This window comes from Streptomyces sp. NBC_01450, from assembly GCF_036227505.1.
In the GTDB taxonomy this organism is placed as follows: Bacteria; Actinomycetota; Actinomycetes; order Streptomycetales; family Streptomycetaceae; genus Streptomyces.
Genome location: NZ_CP109480.1, coordinates 7252075 through 7270361 on the forward strand (window position 1 = coordinate 7252075; position 18287 = coordinate 7270361).

An 18287-nucleotide genomic window follows, 5' to 3' on the forward strand; every position below is an offset into this window, starting at 1 on the left:
TCGCAGTATGGCGTACCCCGCCCCGGCCGGAGTGTGCCGGCCGCGCTCGATGGTCGGGGCGCCGTGTGTGGTCGGGGGGCGGAAGATCGCGATCGGGACCGGAACGACGTCGGCGCGCGGATAGCGTTCGTTCCGGAAGGGCGATCTTCGGGCGGAGGGGCGGGACGGATGCGAGCAGTGGTGTTCGAGCGGTACGAGGAGCCGGCCGAGGTGCGCGAGGTGGCGGACCCGGTGCCCGAGGAGCACGGGGTGGTGGTGCGGGTCGAGGCCACCGGGCTGTGCCGCAGCGACTGGCACGGCTGGATGGGGCACGACCCGGACATCACACTGCCGCATGTGCCGGGCCATGAACTCGCGGGGACCGTGGAGGCGGTCGGCGCGCGGGTGACCGGATGGCGCCCCGGCGACCGGGTCACCGTCCCGTTCGTCTGCGCCTGCGGAACCTGTCCCTCCTGCGCGGCGGGTGACCAGCAGGTGTGCGAGCGTCAGACCCAGCCAGGGTTCACCCACTGGGGGTCCTTCGCCCAGTACGTGGCGCTCGACCACGCCGAGGTGAACCTGGTGGCGGTGCCGGACGGGCTGTCCTTCGCGACGGCGGCGTCGCTGGGGTGCCGGTTCGCCACGGCGTTCCGCGCGGTGGTCGCGCAGGGCCGGGTGGCGGCGGGGGAGTGGGTCGCGGTGCACGGCTGCGGAGGCGTGGGGCTGTCGGCGGTGATGATCGCGGCGGCGGCCGGGGCGCGGGTCGTGGCCGTGGACCTCTCGCCCCGGGCCCTGGACCTGGCACGGAAGTTCGGCGCGGCGGAGGTCGTGGACGCCTCGCGGGTCGGGGACACGGCGGCGGCCGTCCGGGAGCTGACCGGCGGCGGCGCCCACCTCTCCCTCGACGCGCTCGGTTCCCCGGTCACCTGCGCGGCCTCGGTGAACGGTCTGCGCCGCCGGGGGCGCCACGTCCAGGTCGGTCTGCTGCCCCAGGATCCCGCCGTTCCGATGGCCCGTGTGATCGGACTCGAACTCGAACTCCTGGGCAGCCACGGCATGCAGGCGCACGCCTACCGCCGCATGCTCGAACTGGTCCGCGCCGGGGTGCTCCGCCCCGACCTCCTGGTCACCTCCGCCATCCCGCTGGACGCGGCCCCGGCGGCCCTGGCGGCGATGGGGACGGCACCGGGGTCAGGGGTGACGGTCATCGAACCGTGGAGTTGAGCCCGGACGGGGACCTGTGCCCCGCACCCGAGGGGCGGGGCGCAGCTCGTGGCCCCGGCGGCCGGGACAGGCCCTACTCTCTTCGGCCGCGGTTTCCCGGACGGGAGGCGACCCAGGCGCGGACGGTGTCCGCGTACCAGTAGGGCTTTCCGCTCTCCACGTGGTCGGGCGGGGGCAGCAGTCCGTGCTTGCGGTACGACCGCACGGTGTCCGGCTGCACCTTGATGTGCGCCGCGATCTCCTTGTACGACCAGAGCCTACGGTCGGTCATGAGTGCACCTCCCTGCGCGCACCGCGGCGGCGGCCGGGGGGTGGCCGTCGGGGGAGCCGGGCGCTGCGCTGGCGATCACAAAGCCTGCGTCCGTTGAACGACGCAGAGTGATCGCGGGACAGGGGCTGTTGGCGAGGTGTGACGCAAGAACCGCGTGCACGAGACATGTGTGACAGGGCGGTGGTTTTTGTGACACGCGTGACGCATTCGTGCCGGGGGACCGCGGTGACCCGTTCGGGGTCGGGGGGCTGCCGTGACTCAGAAGATGCCCGCCGGCCGCCCCTCGTGTTCGCCGACGGCCGCGACGGCCCACGCGGGTGATGCGCAGGGGCTGTTCGAAGGCCGGCGACAGGGTCGCCGCGCCGGAAGGCCCGCCGAGCCCCGGGCTCTCGACGGGCCCCACGGCCCCCCGCGGAGGGTCAGGCTCCGCGGGACATCAGGAAGCGGTCACGTTCTACAGGGCCTCGGCGAGTGGTCATGCTCCGCAGGGCCTCAACAAGCGGTCGCGCTCCGCAGGATCTCGATGAGCGGTCAGGCTCCGCAGGACCTCAAAAACGCCCGGGTGCGCTGGGCGATCGGCAGTGGCTTGTCCGGCGGGCACGGGTACATGTCCTGCTCGACGATGGCGAAGAGCTCGACGTCGAGCTTCTGGGCGGCGGCGAGGACGGGCTCCAACGCCGGTACGCCGGACGGCGGTTCGCACATCACGCCCTTGGCCACGGCGGGCCCGAACGGCACCTCGTTCGCCCGCACCTCGGCCAGGATCAGCGGATCCACCTGCTTGAGGTGGAGGTAGCCGATGCGCTCCCCGTAGGTCTCGATGAGCTTGACGTTGTCGCCGCCGCAGTACGCGTAGTGGCCGGTGTCCAGGCACAGCGACACCAGCGAGGAGTCGGTGGCGTCGAGGAAGCGCGTGACGTTCTCCTCGCTGTCGATGTGCGTGTCGGCGTGCGGGTGGACGACGATCTTCAGTCCGTAGCGCTCCCGCACCTCATGGGCGAGGCGCTCGGTCTGAGCGGTCAGATTGCGCCACTGCGTCGGCGTCAGCGTGCTGTCCTCCAGGACCGCGCCCGTCTTGTCGTCCCGCCAGAACGCCGGGATGACGACCAGGTGCTCGGCGCCCATCGCCTGGGTGAGCGTGGCGATGTCCGAGACGTGTGCCCAGGTGGCGTCCCACACCTCGGGACCCCGGTGCAGCCCGGTGAAGACGGTGCCGGCCGACACGTTGAGCCCGCGTCGCGCGGTCTCCGCCTCGAGCACGGCCGGATCCGTGGGCAGATAACCGTAGGGGCCCAGCTCGATCCACTCGTACCCGGACCGGGAGACCTCGTCGAGGAAGCGCTGCCAGGGCACCTGCTGAGGGTCGTCGGGAAACCAGACGCCCCACGAGTCAGGAGCCGAACCGATCCGGATGCGGGACAGTGAGGGCTGAGGTGATGTCTGCGGTGACAACGACGTCATGGGCGTCAGCTTCCGGCCGACGCGCGGGAGGTGTCAAGGCCTGGTCCGAATGTCCGGACAAACTGTTGACAGGGCTCCCCGCGCGGCGCTAGACCTTGGGGGAGCCGAAGCGAAGGGAACTCGATGGCGTACGACCTGATCACCATGGGGCGGATCGGTGTGGACCTCTACCCGTTGCAGACGGGGGTCCCGCTGGCCCAGGTGACGTCCTTCGGGAAGTTCCTGGGCGGCTCGGCGACGAACGTCGCGGTGGCCGCGTCCCGGCTGGGACGGCGTACGGCGGTGATCACGCGCACCGGTGACGACCCCTTCGGCGCGTACATCCACGAGGCACTGCGCGGCTTCGGCGTGGACGACCGCTGGGTCACCCCGGTCGCCGGGCTGCCCACCCCGGTGACGTTCTGCGAGATCTTCCCGCCCGACGACTTCCCGCTGTACTTCTACCGGCAGCCCAAGGCCCCGGACCTGGAGATCGACGCGCACGACCTCGACCTGGACGCGGTCCGCGAGGCGCGCGTCTTCTGGGTGACCGGGACCGGCCTGAGCGAGGAGCCCAGCCGGACGGCGACGCTCGCCGCGCTCGCCCACCGCGCCAAGTCCGCGACGACGGTCTTCGACCTCGACTGGCGGCCCATGTTCTGGAACAGCACAGCCTGGAACAGCACAGACCGGAAGGGCACAGCCGGGAAGGGCACAGCCCGGAAGTCTCCCGAGGACTCCGCCCGAGCCTTCTACGCCGAGGCCCTGCGCCACACCACCGTCGCCGTCGGCAACCTCGACGAGGTCGAGATCGCCACCGGTGTCCGCGAACCGCACGCGGCGGCCACGGCCCTCCTCGAGGCGGGCGTCGAACTCGCCGTCGTCAAGCAGGGCCCCAAGGGTGTCCTCGCCGTCCACCGCGACGGCACGTCGGCCGAGGTCCCGCCCCTCCCGGTGACGGTCCTCAACGGCCTCGGTGCCGGTGACGCCTTCGGCGGCTCCCTCTGCCACGGCCTGCTCGCCGGCTGGGACCTGGAACGGATCATGCGGCACGCCAACGCGGCCGGTGCCATCGTCGCCTCCCGGCTGGAGTGCTCCTCCGCGATGCCGACCCCCGAAGAGGTCGAGGACGCGCTCACGGCGGGAGCGGTCCGATGAGGGCGGGCCGCGTGGGACACGAGGGCGGCGACGCCGTCGTGACCCCGGCGCCCGCCCCGCCGCGGGCGGTCGACACGGGGGAGCTCGTCCGGCTCCGCACCCATCACCCCGAAGCCGTCGCCGAGGCCGCCGCGCGCCGCCCCCGCCGTCCCCTCGTGGGCGACAGCGGGCGGCTGATGATCGTCGCCGCGGACCATCCGGCCCGCGGAGCGCTCGCCGTCGGCGACCGCAAGTTCGCCATGGCGAACCGTGCCGACCTGCTGGAGAGGCTCTGCGTCGCGCTCTCCCGCCCCGGCGTCGACGGCGTCCTCGCGACCGCCGACATCCTCGACGACCTGCTGCTCCTGGGCGCCCTCGACCACAAGGTGGTCCTCGGCTCGATGAACCGCGGCGGCCTCCAGGGCGCGTCCTACGAGCTGGACGACCGTTTCACCGGCCACCGTCCGCAGGACATCGAACGGCTCGGCTTCGACGCGGGCAAGCTGCTGCTGCGCATCGACTACGACGATCCGGGCTCGCTCGACACCCTCGAGTCCACGGCCCGCGCGATCGACGCGATGGCGGAGCGTCACCTCCCGGTCTTCGTCGAGCCGTTCCTCAGCCGCCGCACCCCCGAGGGCCGGCTGGTCAACGACCTGAGTGCCGAGGCCGTCATCAAGTCCATCGCCATCGCCAGTGGTCTGGGCGGCAGTTCGGCCTACACCTGGCTGAAGGTTCCCGTCACCGACAACCCGGACGACATGGCCCGGGTCATGGAGACCTCCACCCTGCCGGCCGTACTGCTCGGCGGCGATGTCGGCGAGGACCAGGAGAGCGCGTACGAGAAGTGGCGCGGCGCGCTCCAACTGCCCACCGTGCAGGGGCTGGTCGTCGGCCGCTCGCTGCTCTACCCGGCCGACGGGGACGTGACCGCCGCGGTGGACACCGCCGTAGGACTGCTGTGAGGACCCGATGACGGACCCCAGGACGCACTCGGCGACGGACGCGACCCGGAGCGAGGGCCTGTACGTGCCCAAGGGCGCCACCGCGGGCGGGCTGTACGCCGTCGACATCGACCCCAAGCGGGCCGGCTGGACCCACAGCAGCCTGCGCGTGGTCGAACTCGGACCGGGCGGCACACACACCTTCACGACCGGCGACAGCGAGTGGATCGTGCTTCCGCTCAACGGCGCCTGTACCGTGCGCATAGAGGACGAAGAGTTCCAAATCCTGGGCAGGGAAAGCGTGTTCGCGGGAGTCTCCGACTTCGCGTACGTGCCCCGTGACGCCCGGGCCCAGATCGCCTCCGGTGCGGGAGGCCGCTTCGCCCTGGCAGGAGCGAAGTGCGAGCGCCAACTCCCCGCCCGCTACGGCCCCGCGCCGGAGGTCCCCGTCGAAGACCGAGGCAGTGGCAACTGCGCACGTCAGGTGCGCAATTTCGCCTCCGCCGACGCCTTCGAGTGCGACAAGCTCATCGCCGTCGAGGTCATCACCCCCGGCGGCAACTGGTCCTCGTACCCGCCGCACAAGCACGACGAGCACCGTCCCGGTGTCGAGTCGCAGCTGGAGGAGATCTACTACTTCGAGATCGACGGCCCGAACGGATTCGGCTATCAGCGCGTATTCCCTTCGCGCGAGGGCGGATCCGACGTCCTCGCCGAGGTCCGCACCGGCGATGCCGTCCTCGTCCCCGACGGATGGCACGGCCCGTCCATCGCCCAGCCCGGCCACACCATGTACTACCTGAACGTGATGGCCGGACCGGGCGAGGACAGGGAGTGGCGGATCTGCTTCCACCCGGGACACCTAGAAAGCACAGAGGGATACCGATGACCTCAACGACGAGGCTGACGGTCGCACAGGCGCTGGTGCGCTTCCTGGCCGCCCAGTACACGGAGCGGGACGGTGAGCGGCGGCGGCTGATCGGCGCGACCTGGGGCATTTTCGGTCACGGCAACGTCGCCGGACTCGGCCAGGCACTGATCGAGTACGCCGACGAGATGCCGTACCACCAGGGCCGTAACGAGCAGTCGATGGTGCACGCGGCGGTCGGCTACGCACGCCAGTCCAACCGGCTGTCGGCGCACGCCGTGACCACTTCCATCGGACCCGGCGCCACCAACCTCGTCACCGGCGCGGCGCTCGCGACGATCAACCACCTCCCGGTGCTCCTGCTGCCCGGTGACATCTTCGCGACCCGCCCCGCCGACCCGGTCCTGCAGCAGCTCGAAGTCCCCTACGCGGGCGATGTGTCGGTCAACGACTGTCTGCGCCCGGTGTCGAAGTACTTCGACCGGGTCACCCGGCCCGAGGCGCTCATCCCGGCCGCCCTGCAGGCCATGCGTGTGCTGACCGACCCGGTCGAGACCGGCGCCGTCACGCTCGCGCTGCCGCAGGACGTGCAGGCGGAGGCCTACGACTGGCCGGAGGAGTTCTTCCGGGAGCGGACCTGGACCGTGCGCCGCCCGGCGGCCGACGCCTCCGAGCTGGCCGCCGCCGTCACGGCGATCCGCGAGGCCCGGCGCCCGCTGATCGTCGCCGGCGGCGGGGTGCACCACAGCCGTGCCGAGGACGTGCTCGCCGAACTCGCCACCGCCACCGGCATCCCCGTCGCCTCCACGCAGGCGGGCAAGGGATCACTGAAGTGGGACCACCCGCAGGACGTCGGCGGCGTGGGCCACACCGGCACGGCGACCGCGGACGAGCTCGCCCGCACCGCCGACCTGGTGATCGGCGTCGGTACCCGCTACACCGACTTCACCACCGCCTCCGGCACCCTCTTCACCGCCTCGAACGTCCGCTTCCTGAACCTCAACATCGCGCCGTACGACGGTCACAAGCTGTCGGGGATCCCGCTGATCGCGGACGCGCGGGCCGGCCTGGAGGCACTCACCGAGGCGCTGCTGCTGCACGGGCACCGCGTGGAACCCGCGTACGCCACCGAGTACACGGACGACAAGGAGCGCTGGGAGTACCGCGTCGACGCGGCGTACGAGGCCGAGGACATCGACATCCGGCCCACCCAGCCGCAGGTCCTCGGCGTCCTCGACGAGCTCGTCACCGAGGACGACATCCTGATCAACGCGGCCGGCTCGCTCCCCGGTGACCTGCACAAACTGTGGCGGGCCCGGTCGCGCGACCAGTACCACGTCGAGTACGGCTACTCGTGCATGGGCTACGAGATCCCGGCCGCGATCGGCGTCCGGATGGCGGCCCCCGACCGGCCCGTGTGGGCGCTGGTCGGCGACGGCACCTACCTGATGATGCCGACCGAGATCGTCACCGCCGTACAGGAGGGCGTCGCGATCAAGGTCCTCATACTCCAGAACCACGGATACGCCTCCATCGGCGGCCTCTCCGAGTCGGTGGGCGGCGAGCGGTACGGCACCGCGTACCGCTACCGCTCCGAGGACGGTGCGTACACGGGGGCGCCGCTGCCCGTCGATCTCGCCGCCAACGCGGCCAGCCTCGGCATGCGGGTGCTGCGCGCGAAGACCGTCCGTGACCTGCGGGCGGCCCTTGCCGAGGCGCGCGCCGCGGACACTCCCACATGTGTCTACGTGGAGACCGAAACGGCAGACACTGTGTCGGGCGCGCCCCCGGCCCAAGCCTGGTGGGATGTACCTGTGGCCGAGACCGCGACCCGATCGTCGGCGGTCAAAGCACGTGAGGAGTACGACCGGCACGTCGCCGCCCGACGCCGCCATCTGTGAAGGAGTTTTTGGCCATGACGAAGACCGTCAACCACTGGATCGGTGGCAAGACCGTCGAGGGTGCGTCGGGTACGTACGGGCCGGTCACCGACCCGGCGACCGGCGCCGTGACCACACAGGTCGCCTTCGCGACCGTCGACGAGGTGGACGCCGCGGTCGCCGCGGCCAAGGACGCGTACGCGACCTGGGGCCAGTCCTCGCTGGCCAAGCGGTCCACGATCCTCTTCAAGTTCCGGGCGCTGCTCGACGCGAACCGGGACGCGATCGCCGAGCTGATCACCGCCGAGCACGGCAAGGTGCACTCGGACGCGCTCGGTGAGGTGGCGCGCGGTCTGGAGATCGTCGACCTGGCGTGCGGGATCACCGTGCAGCTGAAGGGCGAGCTGTCGACCGAGGTGGCCTCCAAGGTCGACGTGGCCTCGATCCGGCAGCCGCTGGGCGTCGTCGCGGGCATCACGCCGTTCAACTTCCCGGCCATGGTGCCGATGTGGATGTTCCCCATCGCCATCGCGTGCGGCAACACCTTCGTGCTGAAGCCGTCCGAGAAGGACCCGTCGGCCGCCATGAAGGTCGCCGAGCTGCTCGCCGAGGCCGGTCTGCCCGACGGTGTCTTCAACGTCGTCCACGGTGACAAGGTGGCCGTGGACCGCCTCCTGGAGCACCCGGACGTCAAGGCGGTGTCCTTCGTCGGCTCGACCCCGATCGCCCGCTACATCCACACCACGGCCTCCGCGAACGGCAAGCGCGTGCAGGCCCTCGGCGGCGCCAAGAACCACATGCTGGTCCTCCCGGACGCCGACCTGGACGCGGCCGCCGACGCCGCCGTGTCGGCCGCCTACGGTTCCGCCGGCGAGCGCTGCATGGCGATCTCCGCCGTCGTCGCGGTCGGCTCGGTCGGCGACGTGCTGGTGGAGAAGATCCGCGAGCGCGCCGAGAAGATCAAGATCGGCCCCGGCAACGACCCGACCTCCGAGATGGGTCCGCTGATCACGGCCGTGCACCGCGACAAGGTGGCGTCCTACGTCAAGGGCGCGGCGGCGCAGGGCTCCGAGGTCGTCCTGGACGGCACCGGGTACACGGTCGAGGGGTACGAGGACGGCCACTGGATCGGCCTCTCGCTGCTCGACAGGGTGCCGGTGACCTCGGACGCGTACAAGGACGAGATCTTCGGCCCGGTGCTGTGCGTGCTGCGCGTGGACACCTACGAGGAGGGTGTCGCCCTCATCAACGCCTCGCCCTTCGGCAACGGCACCGCGATCTTCACCCGGGACGGCGGCGCGGCCCGCCGCTTCCAGCTGGAGATCGAGGCGGGCATGGTCGGCGTGAACGTGCCGATCCCGGTGCCCGTCGGCTATCACTCCTTCGGCGGCTGGAAGGACTCCCTCTTCGGGGACCACCACATCTACGGCAACGACGGCACGCACTTCTACACCCGCGGCAAGGTCGTCACCACCCGCTGGCCGGACCCGGCCGACGCCCCGACGGGCGTGGACCTGGGCTTCCCGCGCAACCACTGAGCGATCCGCCGGTGCCCCGCCCTCCGTCCGGGGGCGGGGCACCGCCGTGTTCGCGTGCTCAGCTCCCCTGCCGGGCGGCGGCCGTCAGCTCCCGGGTCATGTCACCGGTCCGCGCGGCGGGCGGAGCCTCGACCTCGGCCGTGGCGCCGAACTTCGCGAAGTCCATGGTGACCCTCATGTCGCTGATCTTCTGCGCCAGCCGGACCGGCAGGCCCTCGGCGTCGACCCAGACGTCCGTGGTGATCGAGTCCGCCATGACGAAGAACGCGCCCAGAACGGCGTTCTCGCTGGCGAAGGCCTTCTCGAACCTGCCCTTGTGCGCCCGGTCGATCACGGCGGTGTAGTGGGTGGCGCTCCGCCCGTTCACGGGCGCCCGGCCGAGGTCCCTCACGTCGGTGGCGTACCTGAACGCCTGGAGGGAGGCCGTCGGGCTGCTGCCGCCGTGGTGCCCGCTGAACTTGGCGGAGCCCTTCTCGCCGAACACCGCCGGCCCGTCGACCTTCATCCACTCCTTGCCCTTGAGCGGGCCGGAGGGCTGCGGGTCGACGTCGTAGTAGTAGGCGCCGTCGACGAACATCATGCGGACGGTCGCGGACGCCGTCAGATCCTGCAGGTCGACGGCCTCGGCGGCCGTCACGACGTCGAAGGCGTAGCCATCGCGCCAGGAGTAGGTGCCTGTCATGGTGACGGGAGTGCTGCCCGGGCCCATGTCCATGGTCATCTTCACCTCGGCCGAGCCGAGCCGCTCGGTCCGGTCGGTAGCCCGGGTCAGCGCCGCCCGGACCGTCTCGGCGTGGCTGACCGCCCCGGTGGTCTTCTCCGTGGCCCCCGCGCCGCATCCGGTCATCCCGGCGGTCCCGGCCAGCGTCGCGGCGACCGCTCCCGCCCAGATCGCGATACGTCTGTGCCGCATCTTTCCCCACCCCTGGCTGTGCTTGTGCTGTGAGGCGGGACTCTCCTGTTCGGCGGGAGCCCCGGAGCGCGGACCAATCTTGGCGAATTTCGGAGCCTCGACTGCGGTTCTCGTCATGAGGTGATGAAACGGATGGCGGAGGCAGTTTGCGGTTACTGCCTTCGAAAGCAAGGTCACAGTCCGTTGAGTCTTGGTGATTGCAATATAGGGGCGCCAGGGCCTGGGAAAGTAGTGTGACCTGCGTCGCTCGGGCGGTGCGGATTCCGTAGGTAAACGGCCATTGACGCAACGGTTTCCGTCAAGGTTCCATCAGCGCGTCGGGAGCGGACGAAGAGATGAACGACGCGAACCGCCGGAGGCGATAGCGCTCCCGACCTCATCACCTGACGCACGAGTCGTCTTCTGACGCATGAGTCGATCGGAACCGCTTCATGACCGACACGCTCCGCCCTGTCGAGGCCGCCGCCCCGGAAGCCGACCCCACGGCCTCCGGAAGCCCCCAAAAGCTCAAGCGTTCCATCGGCATCGTGGGCGGGACCCTGCTGACGCTCTCGTGCGTGACGCCCGCCTCCACGCTCTTCGTGGTCGTGCCCGACCTGTTCTCGTCCCTCGGCACGGCGACCGCGCTCACCATCGCGATCGGCTCGCTGCTCTGTATCGCCGTGGCGTTCTGCTACTCGGAGCTGGGCACCCTCATCCCCAGCGCGGGCGGCGAGTACGCCATGGTGTCGACGATGGCCGGACGACTCGCGGGCTGGCTGGTCTTCGTGCTCTCCCTCCTCGTCGTCATGATCGTGCCGCCGGTGATCGCGATGGGCACCGCGGACTACCTGGCGCCGATCGTGCACCTCGACTCGTCGATGGCGGGCGCGGGCGTGATGCTCCTGGCCACCCTCGCGGGCCTGCTCGACCTGCGGGCCAACGCCTGGATCACCGGCGTCTTCCTGGTCCTGGAGGTCATCGCGGCGGCCGTCGTGGCGGTCCTGGGCTTCGCGCATAGCCAGCGCGGCGTCGGCAGCCTCACCTCGATGCAGGTGGCCGGCTCCGGGGGCCACACGGACACCGTGACGGCCATGCTGGTGGTCTCCGGGCTCGCGATCGCCCTCTTCGTCACCCAGGGCTTCTCGACCGCGGTCTACCTCTCCGAGGAACTGGAGAACCCGCGCCGCAACGTCGCCCGTACGGTCCTGGCCACCCTCGCCATCTCGACCGTGATCATCCTGGTCCCGGTCGTCGCGATCACCATGGGCGCCTCGGACCTGTCCACCCTCACCGGCGGCGACATCAGCGCCATGGTCACCGCCTGGTCCAACTCCGCCGTCGGCACCTTCGTCAGCCTCTGCGTCGCCCTCGCGATCATCAACGCGGGCATCGTCATGGTCATCCAGAACTCCCGGGTGCTGTTCGCCTCCGCCCGCGACAAGGCCTGGCCCGAGCCGGTCAACCGGGGCCTCTCCCGCCTCGGCCGCTTCGGCTCCCCGTGGGTCGCCACCCTCCTGGTGGGCGTCCCCGGCGCCCTCCTGTGCTTCGTCAACCTGGACACCCTCTACGGCGTCACGGGCGTCTCGGTGACCGCCATGTACCTGCTCGTCGCGGTCGCCGCCCTGCTCGCCCGGCGCGGCCAGCACCGCCACACCCCGGCCTGGCGCATGCCGCTGTGGCCCGCGATGCCGGTGCTCCTGATCGCGGTCCTCGCCTACATCCTGAGCCAGCAGGAGGCGACGTACCTGCTCTGGACCGGCGGCATCACAGCCGTCGCCACCCTCTACTGGGCCTTCTACCTCCGCCCGCGCCGCGAGACCCGCTGGCTGGTGTCGATCCCGGAGGACGCCCAGGTCTGAGCCCTACGGGGGGGCACGCGAGGGCTCACATCAGCACCGCGCACGTGAAGACGCCGGGGGGAGTACGTACCACGGGCGCGGTATGCGGGAGGGGCCTCGTACGCCCGGAGGAGGGGCGCGGGTTCAGACCGGTGGCTGCCTTCGTCGTCGGTGGCGGCCCGTACCGTTGACGCATGGATCTTCGACTGCCCCGACTGCGCGGGCCCGCACGGCGAGGGCCCCGACGGTGGTTCGCCGCCGCGGCCGCCGTCGTCGTGCTCGCCGGCGCCGGTACGTGGACCGCTGTCGCCTCGGACGACGGGCCGGCCGTCCACCGCAGCGACCGCGTGATGACCACGGGCGCCGGGGTGAACATCGACACGTCGTACTTCACCGCGGGCTCCGGCCGCCGCCCCGCCGTACTTCTCGCGCACGGCTTCGGCGGCAGCAAGGACGACATGCGGCGGCAGGCGGAGCAGCTCGCCCGCGACGGGTACGCGGTGCTGACCTGGTCGGCGCGCGGCTTCGGCCGGTCCACCGGCAAGATCGGGCTGAACGACCCCAAGGGCGAGGTCGCCGACGTCTCCAGGCTCATCGACTGGTTGGCGAAACGGCCCGAGGTCCGGCTCGACAAGAGCGGCGACCCGCGTGTGGGCCTCGCCGGAGGCTCGTACGGCGGGGCGATCTCCCTGCTGGCCGCCGGGTACGACAAGAGGGTCGACGCGATCGCCCCCTCGATCACGTACTGGAACCTGGCGGACGCGCTCTTCCCGAACGACGTGTTCAAGAAGCTCTGGGCCGGCATCTTCATCAACTCCGGCGGCGGCTGCGGCCACTTCGAGACGCAGCTGTGCGCGATGTACAACCGGGTGGCGGAGTCGGGGAAGCCGGACGCCCAGGCGCGCGCTCTGCTGGAGGAGCGCTCGCCGTCCGCCGTCGGCGACCGCATCAAGGTGCCCACACTCATCCTGCAGGGCCAGACCGACTCCCTCTTCCCGCTCGGCCAGGCCGACGCGATGGCCAAGACGATCCGTGCCAACGGCGCACCCGTGGACGTCGACTGGATCGCCGGCGGGCACGACGGCGGCGACCCGGAGACGAGCCGTGTCGAGGCGCGCGTCGGCTCCTGGTTCGACCGCTACCTGAAGGACGACAAGAACGCCGACACCGGGCCCGCCTTCCGCGTCACCCGCACCGGCGGCATCGACTCCACCGACGGCGCCGCACAGCTGCGGGGCGCGAGCGCGGACACCTACCCCGGCCTGGAGAGCGGCGAGCACACCATCGCGCTGGGCGACGGCCGGCGCGAGCAGACCTTCCAGAACCCCGCGGGCGGGAGTCCGCCCGCGATCTCCGCCCTCCCCGGAATCGGCGGCACCGGCGGCCTGTCCCGGCTGTCCGCGCTCGGGCTCGGGGTGTCCCTCGACTTCCCGGGCCAGTACGCGCAGTTCGACTCCTCGGCACTCCGCGGCGACCTGCGGATCACCGGGTCGCCGACCGTGACCGTCCACGTCCGGTCGAGCACCGACGAGGCGGTCCTCTTCGGGAAGGTGTACGACGTCGGGCCGGGCGGCACCCAGCAGGTACTGCCCTCGCAGCTGGTGGCGCCGGTGCGGGTGACCGGCGCGAAGGCGGGCAAGGACGTCACGATCGCGCTGCCCGCGATCGACCACGACGTCCGCAAGGGGCACCGGCTGCGCCTGGTCCTCGCCTCGACGGACCTCGGCTACGCCTCACCGGCGGCCCCGGCGACGTACACGGTCTCCCTGAAGAGCGACCTGCACGTCCCCACCGCCCCCGGTGTGAAGACCGCCGCCGCCGCGCTGCCCTCGTGGGTGTGGTGGCTGCCCCTGGCCGGAGCCCTGGCCGCCGCCGCACTCCTGCTGACCGGCCGTCGTCGTACGGCTCCGGTCGCGCCCGACCCCGAGCTCGCCGAAGTCCCGCTCCAGATCACCGACCTGAGCAAGCGCTACGCGAAGTCGGCGGACCGGTACGCGGTACGTGACCTGTCGTTCCGCGTGGAGAAGGGCCAGGTCCTGGGCCTGCTCGGGCCCAACGGCGCGGGCAAGACGACCACGCTGCGCATGCTGATGGGCCTCATCAAGCCCGACGGCGGCGAGATCCGCGTCTTCGGGCACGCGATCCGGCCGGGCGCCCCGGTGCTCTCCCGGGTCGGGGCCTTCGTCGAGGGCGCGGGCTTCCTGCCGCACCTCTCGGGCCGCGAGAACCTGGAGCTGTACTGGCAGGCGACGGGCCGTCCGCCCGAGGACGCCCACATGGAGGAGGCGCTGGAGATCGCGGGCCTGGGCGACGCGCTGGCCCGCGCGGTCCGCACCTACTCCCAGGGCATGCGCCAGCGCCTGGCCATCGCCCAGGCGATGCTGGGACTCCCGGACCTCCTCATCCTCGACGAGCCGACCAACGGTCTCGACCCGCCCCAGATCCGCGAGATGCGCGAGGTCATGATCCGCTACGCCGCCGCGGGTCGTACGGTCATCGTCTCCAGCCACCTCCTGGCCGAGGTCGAGCAGTCCTGCACCCACCTGGTGGTCATGGACCGCGGCCGGCTCATCCAGGCCGGCCCGGTGAGCGAGATCGTCGGCTCCGGCGACACCCTCCTCGTCGGTACGAGCACGCCCGTGGAGGGGCCGGTCGTCGAGAAGGTCGGCGCGCTGCCCGGCGTGGCCTCGGCCGTCGCCGCCGAGGGCGGACTGCTGGTCCGCCTCGACGAGGGCGGCAGCGCCGAGCGCCTGCTCGTGGAGCTCGTACGACTGGAAGTCCCCGTGCGGTCGGTGGGCCCCCACCGACGGCTGGAAGACGCGTTCCTCACCCTGATCGGAGGTGCCGCATGAGCACGCTCGTCGAACGGGCCGAGACGGCGGACGGGTACCGGGCACGGCACACGCTGCCGCTCCGCGTCGAGCTGCTGCGGCAGTTGAAGCGGCGCCGCACGCTCGTCATGGGCGCGATCCTCGCGGTGCTGCCCTTCGTGCTCGTCGTCGCGTTCGCGATCGGCGGTGACCCGGGCTCGCGGGGCGGGCAGGTCACCCTGATGGACACGGCGACCGCGTCGGGCGCCAACTTCGCCGCGGTGAACCTCTTCGTCTCCGCGGGCTTCCTCCTCGTCATCCCCGTCGCCCTGTTCTGCGGGGACACGATCGCCTCCGAGGCGAGCTGGTCCTCACTGCGCTATCTGCTCGCGGCCCCGGTGCCGAGGGCCCGGCTGCTGTGGTCCAAGCTCGTCGTCGCGCTGGGCCTCAGCCTCGCCGCGATGGTGCTGCTGCCGGTCGTCGCGATCGCGGTGGGCACGGCGGCGTACGGCTGGGGTCCGCTGGAGATCCCCACCGGCGGCGTGCTCTCCGCGGGCACCGCGGCCCAGCGCCTCCTCGTGGTCATCGCGTACGTCTTCGTGTCCCAACTGGTCACCGCGGGGCTCGCGTTCTGGCTGTCCACCAAGACGGACGCACCCCTGGGCGCGGTCGGCGGAGCGGTCGGCCTGACGATCGTGGGGAACGTCCTGGACGCGGTCACCGCCCTCGGCCACTGGCGCGACTTCCTGCCCGCGCACTGGCAGTTCGCCTGGGCCGACGCCATCCAGCCCGACGCGGAGTGGGGCGGCATGATCCAGGGCACCGCGATTTCGATAACGTACGCCCTCGTCCTGTTCGCCCTGGCCTTCCGGGGTTTCCGGCGCAAGGACATCGTTTCGTAGATCTCCGGAGCGTCACCTACCGGTCTCGGCGGCCGCCTTTCGTGGCCGCTTCGAGATCCATCCGCAACGCTCCGTAGCGCACATCCGGGCCCCTTCGGGCGTCACAGTCACAGACGTCGGCCCATGGACGTCGGCAGACAGACGACTCACCGAGGGGGCACGGATGACACGGACGGGGAACGACGACCACACAGGGCGACGGCGCCGGCAGTCGAGGATCGGGCGACCGGTCGCCACCCTGATCGGCCTGACGCTCGCGGGCGGCCTGCTCCTCACCGGCTGCGGCGCGGGCGACAGCAACGGCTCGTCGGCGGACGGTTCGAACAAGTCCAGCGGACGCGGATTCCCGCAGCCCGCCCCGAACGGGACCTCCGGTACCTCCCAGGGCGAGCAGCGAGACACACCCACGGGCGACGCGAACCGCGAGGTCGCGCCGTCCCCCGACTACCTCTCCACCTTCGCCCTCGACGTCGACACCGCCTCCTACGGCTACGCCCGCCGCGCCCTGGCCGACGGCCGGCTGCCCGACGCGTCGACCGTCCGCCCCGAGGAGTTCGTCAACAGCTTCCGGCAGGACTACCAGCGCCCCGACGGCAACGGCTTCTCGGTCACCGTCGACGGGGCCCGCACCCAGGAGAAGGGCTGGTCGCTGGTCCGCGTCGGCCTCGCCACCCGAGCGGCCACGGACAGCGCCGAACGCCCGCCCGCCGCCCTCACCTTCGTCATCGACATCTCCGGCTCCATGGGCGAGCCCGGCCGCCTCGACCTCGCCCAGGACGCCCTCGGCGTGATGACGGACCGGCTGCGCGACGACGACTCGGTCGCCCTGGTCACCTTCAGCGACGAGGCCGAGACCGTGCTCCCGATGACCCGCCTCGGCCACCACCGCGACCGCGTCCACGACGTGATCAGGGGGCTGGAGCCGACGGAGTCGACCAACCTCGGCGCGGGCGTGCGCACCGGGTACGCCACCGCCGTCAAGGGTCTGCGCGAGGGCGCCACCAACCGCGTCGTGCTGATCTCCGACGCCCTCGCCAACACCGGCGAGACCGACGCGGACGCCATCCTCGAGAACATCTCCACCGCCCGCCGCGAGCACGGCATCACCCTCTTCGGCGTCGGGGTGGGCAGCGAGTACGGCGACGCCCTCATGGAGCGCCTCGCAGACAAGGGCGACGGCCACACGACGTACGTCTCGACCCCCGAGGACGCCCGCAAGGTCTTCTGCGACCAGCTCCCGCAGAACATCGACCTCACGGCCCGCGACGCCAAGGCACAGGTCGCCTTCGACCCGCAGACCGTCCAGCAGTTCCGGCTGATCGGATACGACGACCGTCAGGTCGCCGACGACGACTTCCGCAACGACCGGGTGGACGGCGGCGAGGTCGGTCCCGGCCACACGGTCACGGCCCTCTACGCCGTCCGTACAAAGCCCGGCGCCTCCGGCCATCTCGCCACCGCCAGCGTCCGCTGGCTCGACCCCGACAGCCGCGCCCCGCACGAGGAGTCCGGCCAACTGGAGACCGGCTCCCTCGACGTGGACCTGTGGAACTCCTCCACCCGCCTCCAGGTCGACGCCGTGGCCGCGTACTTCGCCGACGACCTGCGCACGGGCGAGGACAGCGGGAGCCCGCTCCCCGGCGCCCTCCCGCTGGGCGAACTCGCCGACCGCGCCCACCGGGTGGCGTCCGCCGCGGAGGACAAGGCGGTGGACGACCTGGCGGACGCGGTGGAGCGGGCGAGCCGGCTCATGGGGTAGCGGCGGCGGTCGGTCCGAGGCGGTGTACGGGAAATGAGCGGCGAAGAGTGGTCCCCCGAGTACGCGAAGAGGGTCACCGAGTAAGCCAAGAGGGCCCCGAGTACGTGAAGAGGGCCACCGAGTACGCGAAAAGCGGGCCGCCGAGGTGCTCGGCGGCCCGCTTTTCGCGGTGCTGGGATCAGCTGTTGTTCGTGCCGTTGCCCGACAGGACCGGGATGTCGTCCAGGATGTGCGACAGCGGTTCGTCGCCCTTGGCCTGGGTGGAGTTCTCGACGCACTGCTGGTTCTGCGGGGCCGACAGGACGGGGACGTCCTGGACGGCGATCGGGACGACGCCGACGAGCGAGCCCACGTTGGCCTTCGCGGGCAGGCCGACGCAGGGCTTGTTCAGCGAGCCCTGGATGAGCGCCATCTGCGGGCTCATGCTCCCGTAGGTCGCCGAGTTGCCGAACGACTGCGTGGCGCCGTAGCCGCTGACGGACGTGGTGCCACCGTCGTCGCCGATCGCCAGAGCCTGGGGGGCGGCCGTGGCCGAGATACCGGCGACGGAAGCGGCGATAGCCGCGGTTGCCCACAGCTTCTTCATGTTCATTCCCTTCGGAAAGCGGACTCCTGTTGGGGAGCTGCATGATCATCAACTGGGCAGACCGCCCAAGGGTTGCGGGTAGTGCCCCATTTGGCCCAACGTGGCGGATCGCTCGGCAGGGGTGCTGTCGAGTTTCCGCGGATAGGGCGGGAGCCTTCTCTTCGGCGCGTGACTCGGCACATGAATTGTCACGTAAAGAAGGCGGGCCGGCGGGCC

The 18287-nt window shown here is 71.4% G+C and carries 14 protein-coding genes; 10 read left to right on the top strand and 4 right to left on the bottom strand.

Annotated elements, in window-relative coordinates:
- The first annotated feature begins 168 nt into the window (after positions 1-168).
- Positions 169-1203, top strand: a complete 1035-nt coding sequence (locus OG568_RS32280) for a zinc-dependent alcohol dehydrogenase family protein (protein ID WP_329534085.1) — start codon at positions 169-171, stop codon at positions 1201-1203.
- A 73-nt stretch (positions 1204-1276) separates the two neighbouring features.
- Here the strand turns inward: OG568_RS32280 and OG568_RS32285 are convergent, their stop codons facing one another.
- Entirely contained in the window at positions 1277-1474 is a 198-nt protein-coding gene (locus OG568_RS32285) for a helix-turn-helix transcriptional regulator (RefSeq protein ID WP_266413799.1), read from the bottom strand.
- Between the two features lie 531 nt (positions 1475-2005).
- Entirely contained in the window at positions 2006-2935 is a 930-nt protein-coding gene (locus OG568_RS32290) for a sugar phosphate isomerase/epimerase family protein (protein ID WP_329534086.1), read from the bottom strand.
- A gap of 123 nt (positions 2936-3058) precedes the next feature.
- Here OG568_RS32290 and iolC point away from each other — a divergent pair, with 123 nt between their 5' ends.
- From iolC to mmsA, 5 genes are read left to right on the top strand one after another with little or no spacing between them, the layout of a single operon-like run.
- Entirely contained in the window at positions 3059-4072 is a 1014-nt protein-coding gene (iolC, locus tag OG568_RS32295) for a 5-dehydro-2-deoxygluconokinase (protein ID WP_329534087.1), read from the top strand.
- Positions 4069-5016, top strand: a complete 948-nt coding sequence (locus OG568_RS32300; RefSeq protein WP_329534088.1) for a Cgl0159 family (beta/alpha)8-fold protein — start codon at positions 4069-4071, stop codon at positions 5014-5016. Before iolC ends, OG568_RS32300 begins: the two co-directional genes overlap by 4 nt.
- A gap of 7 nt (positions 5017-5023) precedes the next feature.
- Positions 5024-5884, top strand: a complete 861-nt coding sequence (gene iolB, locus OG568_RS32305) for a 5-deoxy-glucuronate isomerase (protein ID WP_329534089.1) — start codon at positions 5024-5026, stop codon at positions 5882-5884.
- Positions 5881-7764, top strand: coding sequence for a 3D-(3,5/4)-trihydroxycyclohexane-1,2-dione acylhydrolase (decyclizing) (iolD, locus tag OG568_RS32310; RefSeq protein ID WP_329534090.1), 1884 nt, complete (start codon positions 5881-5883; stop codon positions 7762-7764). Before iolB ends, iolD begins: the two co-directional genes overlap by 4 nt.
- 14 nt (positions 7765-7778) lie before the next feature.
- Positions 7779-9281, top strand: a complete 1503-nt coding sequence (gene mmsA, locus OG568_RS32315) for a CoA-acylating methylmalonate-semialdehyde dehydrogenase (RefSeq protein ID WP_266582563.1) — start codon at positions 7779-7781, stop codon at positions 9279-9281.
- Positions 9282-9339: 58 nt separating this feature from the next.
- On the opposite strand, the gene OG568_RS32320 is transcribed toward mmsA, so the two are convergent.
- The gene (locus OG568_RS32320) at positions 9340-10311 is read right to left on the bottom strand and encodes a hypothetical protein (protein ID WP_329534091.1); all 972 of its coding nucleotides are present in this window, start codon (positions 10309-10311) and stop codon (positions 9340-9342) included.
- A gap of 314 nt (positions 10312-10625) precedes the next feature.
- On the opposite strand from OG568_RS32320, the gene OG568_RS32325 reads away from it, so the two are divergent.
- The 4 genes from OG568_RS32325 (at position 10626) to OG568_RS32340 (ending at position 17485) form a co-directional block, all read left to right on the top strand.
- The gene (locus OG568_RS32325; protein WP_266582562.1) at positions 10626-12035 is read left to right on the top strand and encodes an APC family permease; all 1410 of its coding nucleotides are present in this window, start codon (positions 10626-10628) and stop codon (positions 12033-12035) included.
- Positions 12036-12208: 173 nt separating this feature from the next.
- Positions 12209-14866 (top strand): alpha/beta fold hydrolase, encoded by a 2658-nt coding sequence (locus OG568_RS32330; RefSeq protein WP_329534092.1) that lies wholly within the window; start codon positions 12209-12211, stop codon positions 14864-14866.
- Positions 14863-15726, top strand: coding sequence for an ABC transporter permease (locus OG568_RS32335; protein ID WP_329534093.1), 864 nt, complete (start codon positions 14863-14865; stop codon positions 15724-15726). Before OG568_RS32330 ends, OG568_RS32335 begins: the two co-directional genes overlap by 4 nt.
- 163 nt (positions 15727-15889) lie before the next feature.
- A complete protein-coding gene (locus OG568_RS32340) occupies positions 15890-17485 on the top strand; it encodes a vWA domain-containing protein (protein ID WP_329534094.1) in 1596 nt (531 codons plus the stop codon).
- 178 nt (positions 17486-17663) lie between these two features.
- On the opposite strand, the gene OG568_RS32345 is transcribed toward OG568_RS32340, so the two are convergent.
- The gene (locus OG568_RS32345) at positions 17664-18071 is read right to left on the bottom strand and encodes a rodlin (RefSeq protein ID WP_266413815.1); all 408 of its coding nucleotides are present in this window, start codon (positions 18069-18071) and stop codon (positions 17664-17666) included.
- Positions 18072-18287 lie beyond the last annotated feature (216 nt).

Excerpts from the sequence above, each read along its gene's own strand:
- OG568_RS32280 (WP_329534085.1), top strand. The coding sequence starts at position 169 with ATGCGAGCAGTGGTGTTCGAGCGGTACGAGGAGCCGGCCGAGGTGCGC.
- OG568_RS32285 (WP_266413799.1), bottom strand. The coding sequence starts at position 1,474 with ATGACCGACCGTAGGCTCTGGTCGTACAAGGAGATCGCGGCGCACATC.
- OG568_RS32290 (WP_329534086.1), bottom strand. The coding sequence starts at position 2,935 with ATGACGTCGTTGTCACCGCAGACATCACCTCAGCCCTCACTGTCCCGC.
- iolC (WP_329534087.1), top strand. The coding sequence starts at position 3,059 with ATGGCGTACGACCTGATCACCATGGGGCGGATCGGTGTGGACCTCTAC.
- OG568_RS32300 (WP_329534088.1), top strand. The coding sequence starts at position 4,069 with ATGAGGGCGGGCCGCGTGGGACACGAGGGCGGCGACGCCGTCGTGACC.
- iolB (WP_329534089.1), top strand. The coding sequence starts at position 5,024 with ATGACGGACCCCAGGACGCACTCGGCGACGGACGCGACCCGGAGCGAG.
- iolD (WP_329534090.1), top strand. The coding sequence starts at position 5,881 with ATGACCTCAACGACGAGGCTGACGGTCGCACAGGCGCTGGTGCGCTTC.
- mmsA (WP_266582563.1), top strand. The coding sequence starts at position 7,779 with ATGACGAAGACCGTCAACCACTGGATCGGTGGCAAGACCGTCGAGGGT.
- OG568_RS32320 (WP_329534091.1), bottom strand. The coding sequence starts at position 10,311 with ATGACGAGAACCGCAGTCGAGGCTCCGAAATTCGCCAAGATTGGTCCG.
- OG568_RS32325 (WP_266582562.1), top strand. The coding sequence starts at position 10,626 with ATGACCGACACGCTCCGCCCTGTCGAGGCCGCCGCCCCGGAAGCCGAC.
- OG568_RS32330 (WP_329534092.1), top strand. The coding sequence starts at position 12,209 with ATGGATCTTCGACTGCCCCGACTGCGCGGGCCCGCACGGCGAGGGCCC.
- OG568_RS32335 (WP_329534093.1), top strand. The coding sequence starts at position 14,863 with ATGAGCACGCTCGTCGAACGGGCCGAGACGGCGGACGGGTACCGGGCA.
- OG568_RS32340 (WP_329534094.1), top strand. The coding sequence starts at position 15,890 with ATGACACGGACGGGGAACGACGACCACACAGGGCGACGGCGCCGGCAG.
- OG568_RS32345 (WP_266413815.1), bottom strand. The coding sequence starts at position 18,071 with ATGAAGAAGCTGTGGGCAACCGCGGCTATCGCCGCTTCCGTCGCCGGT.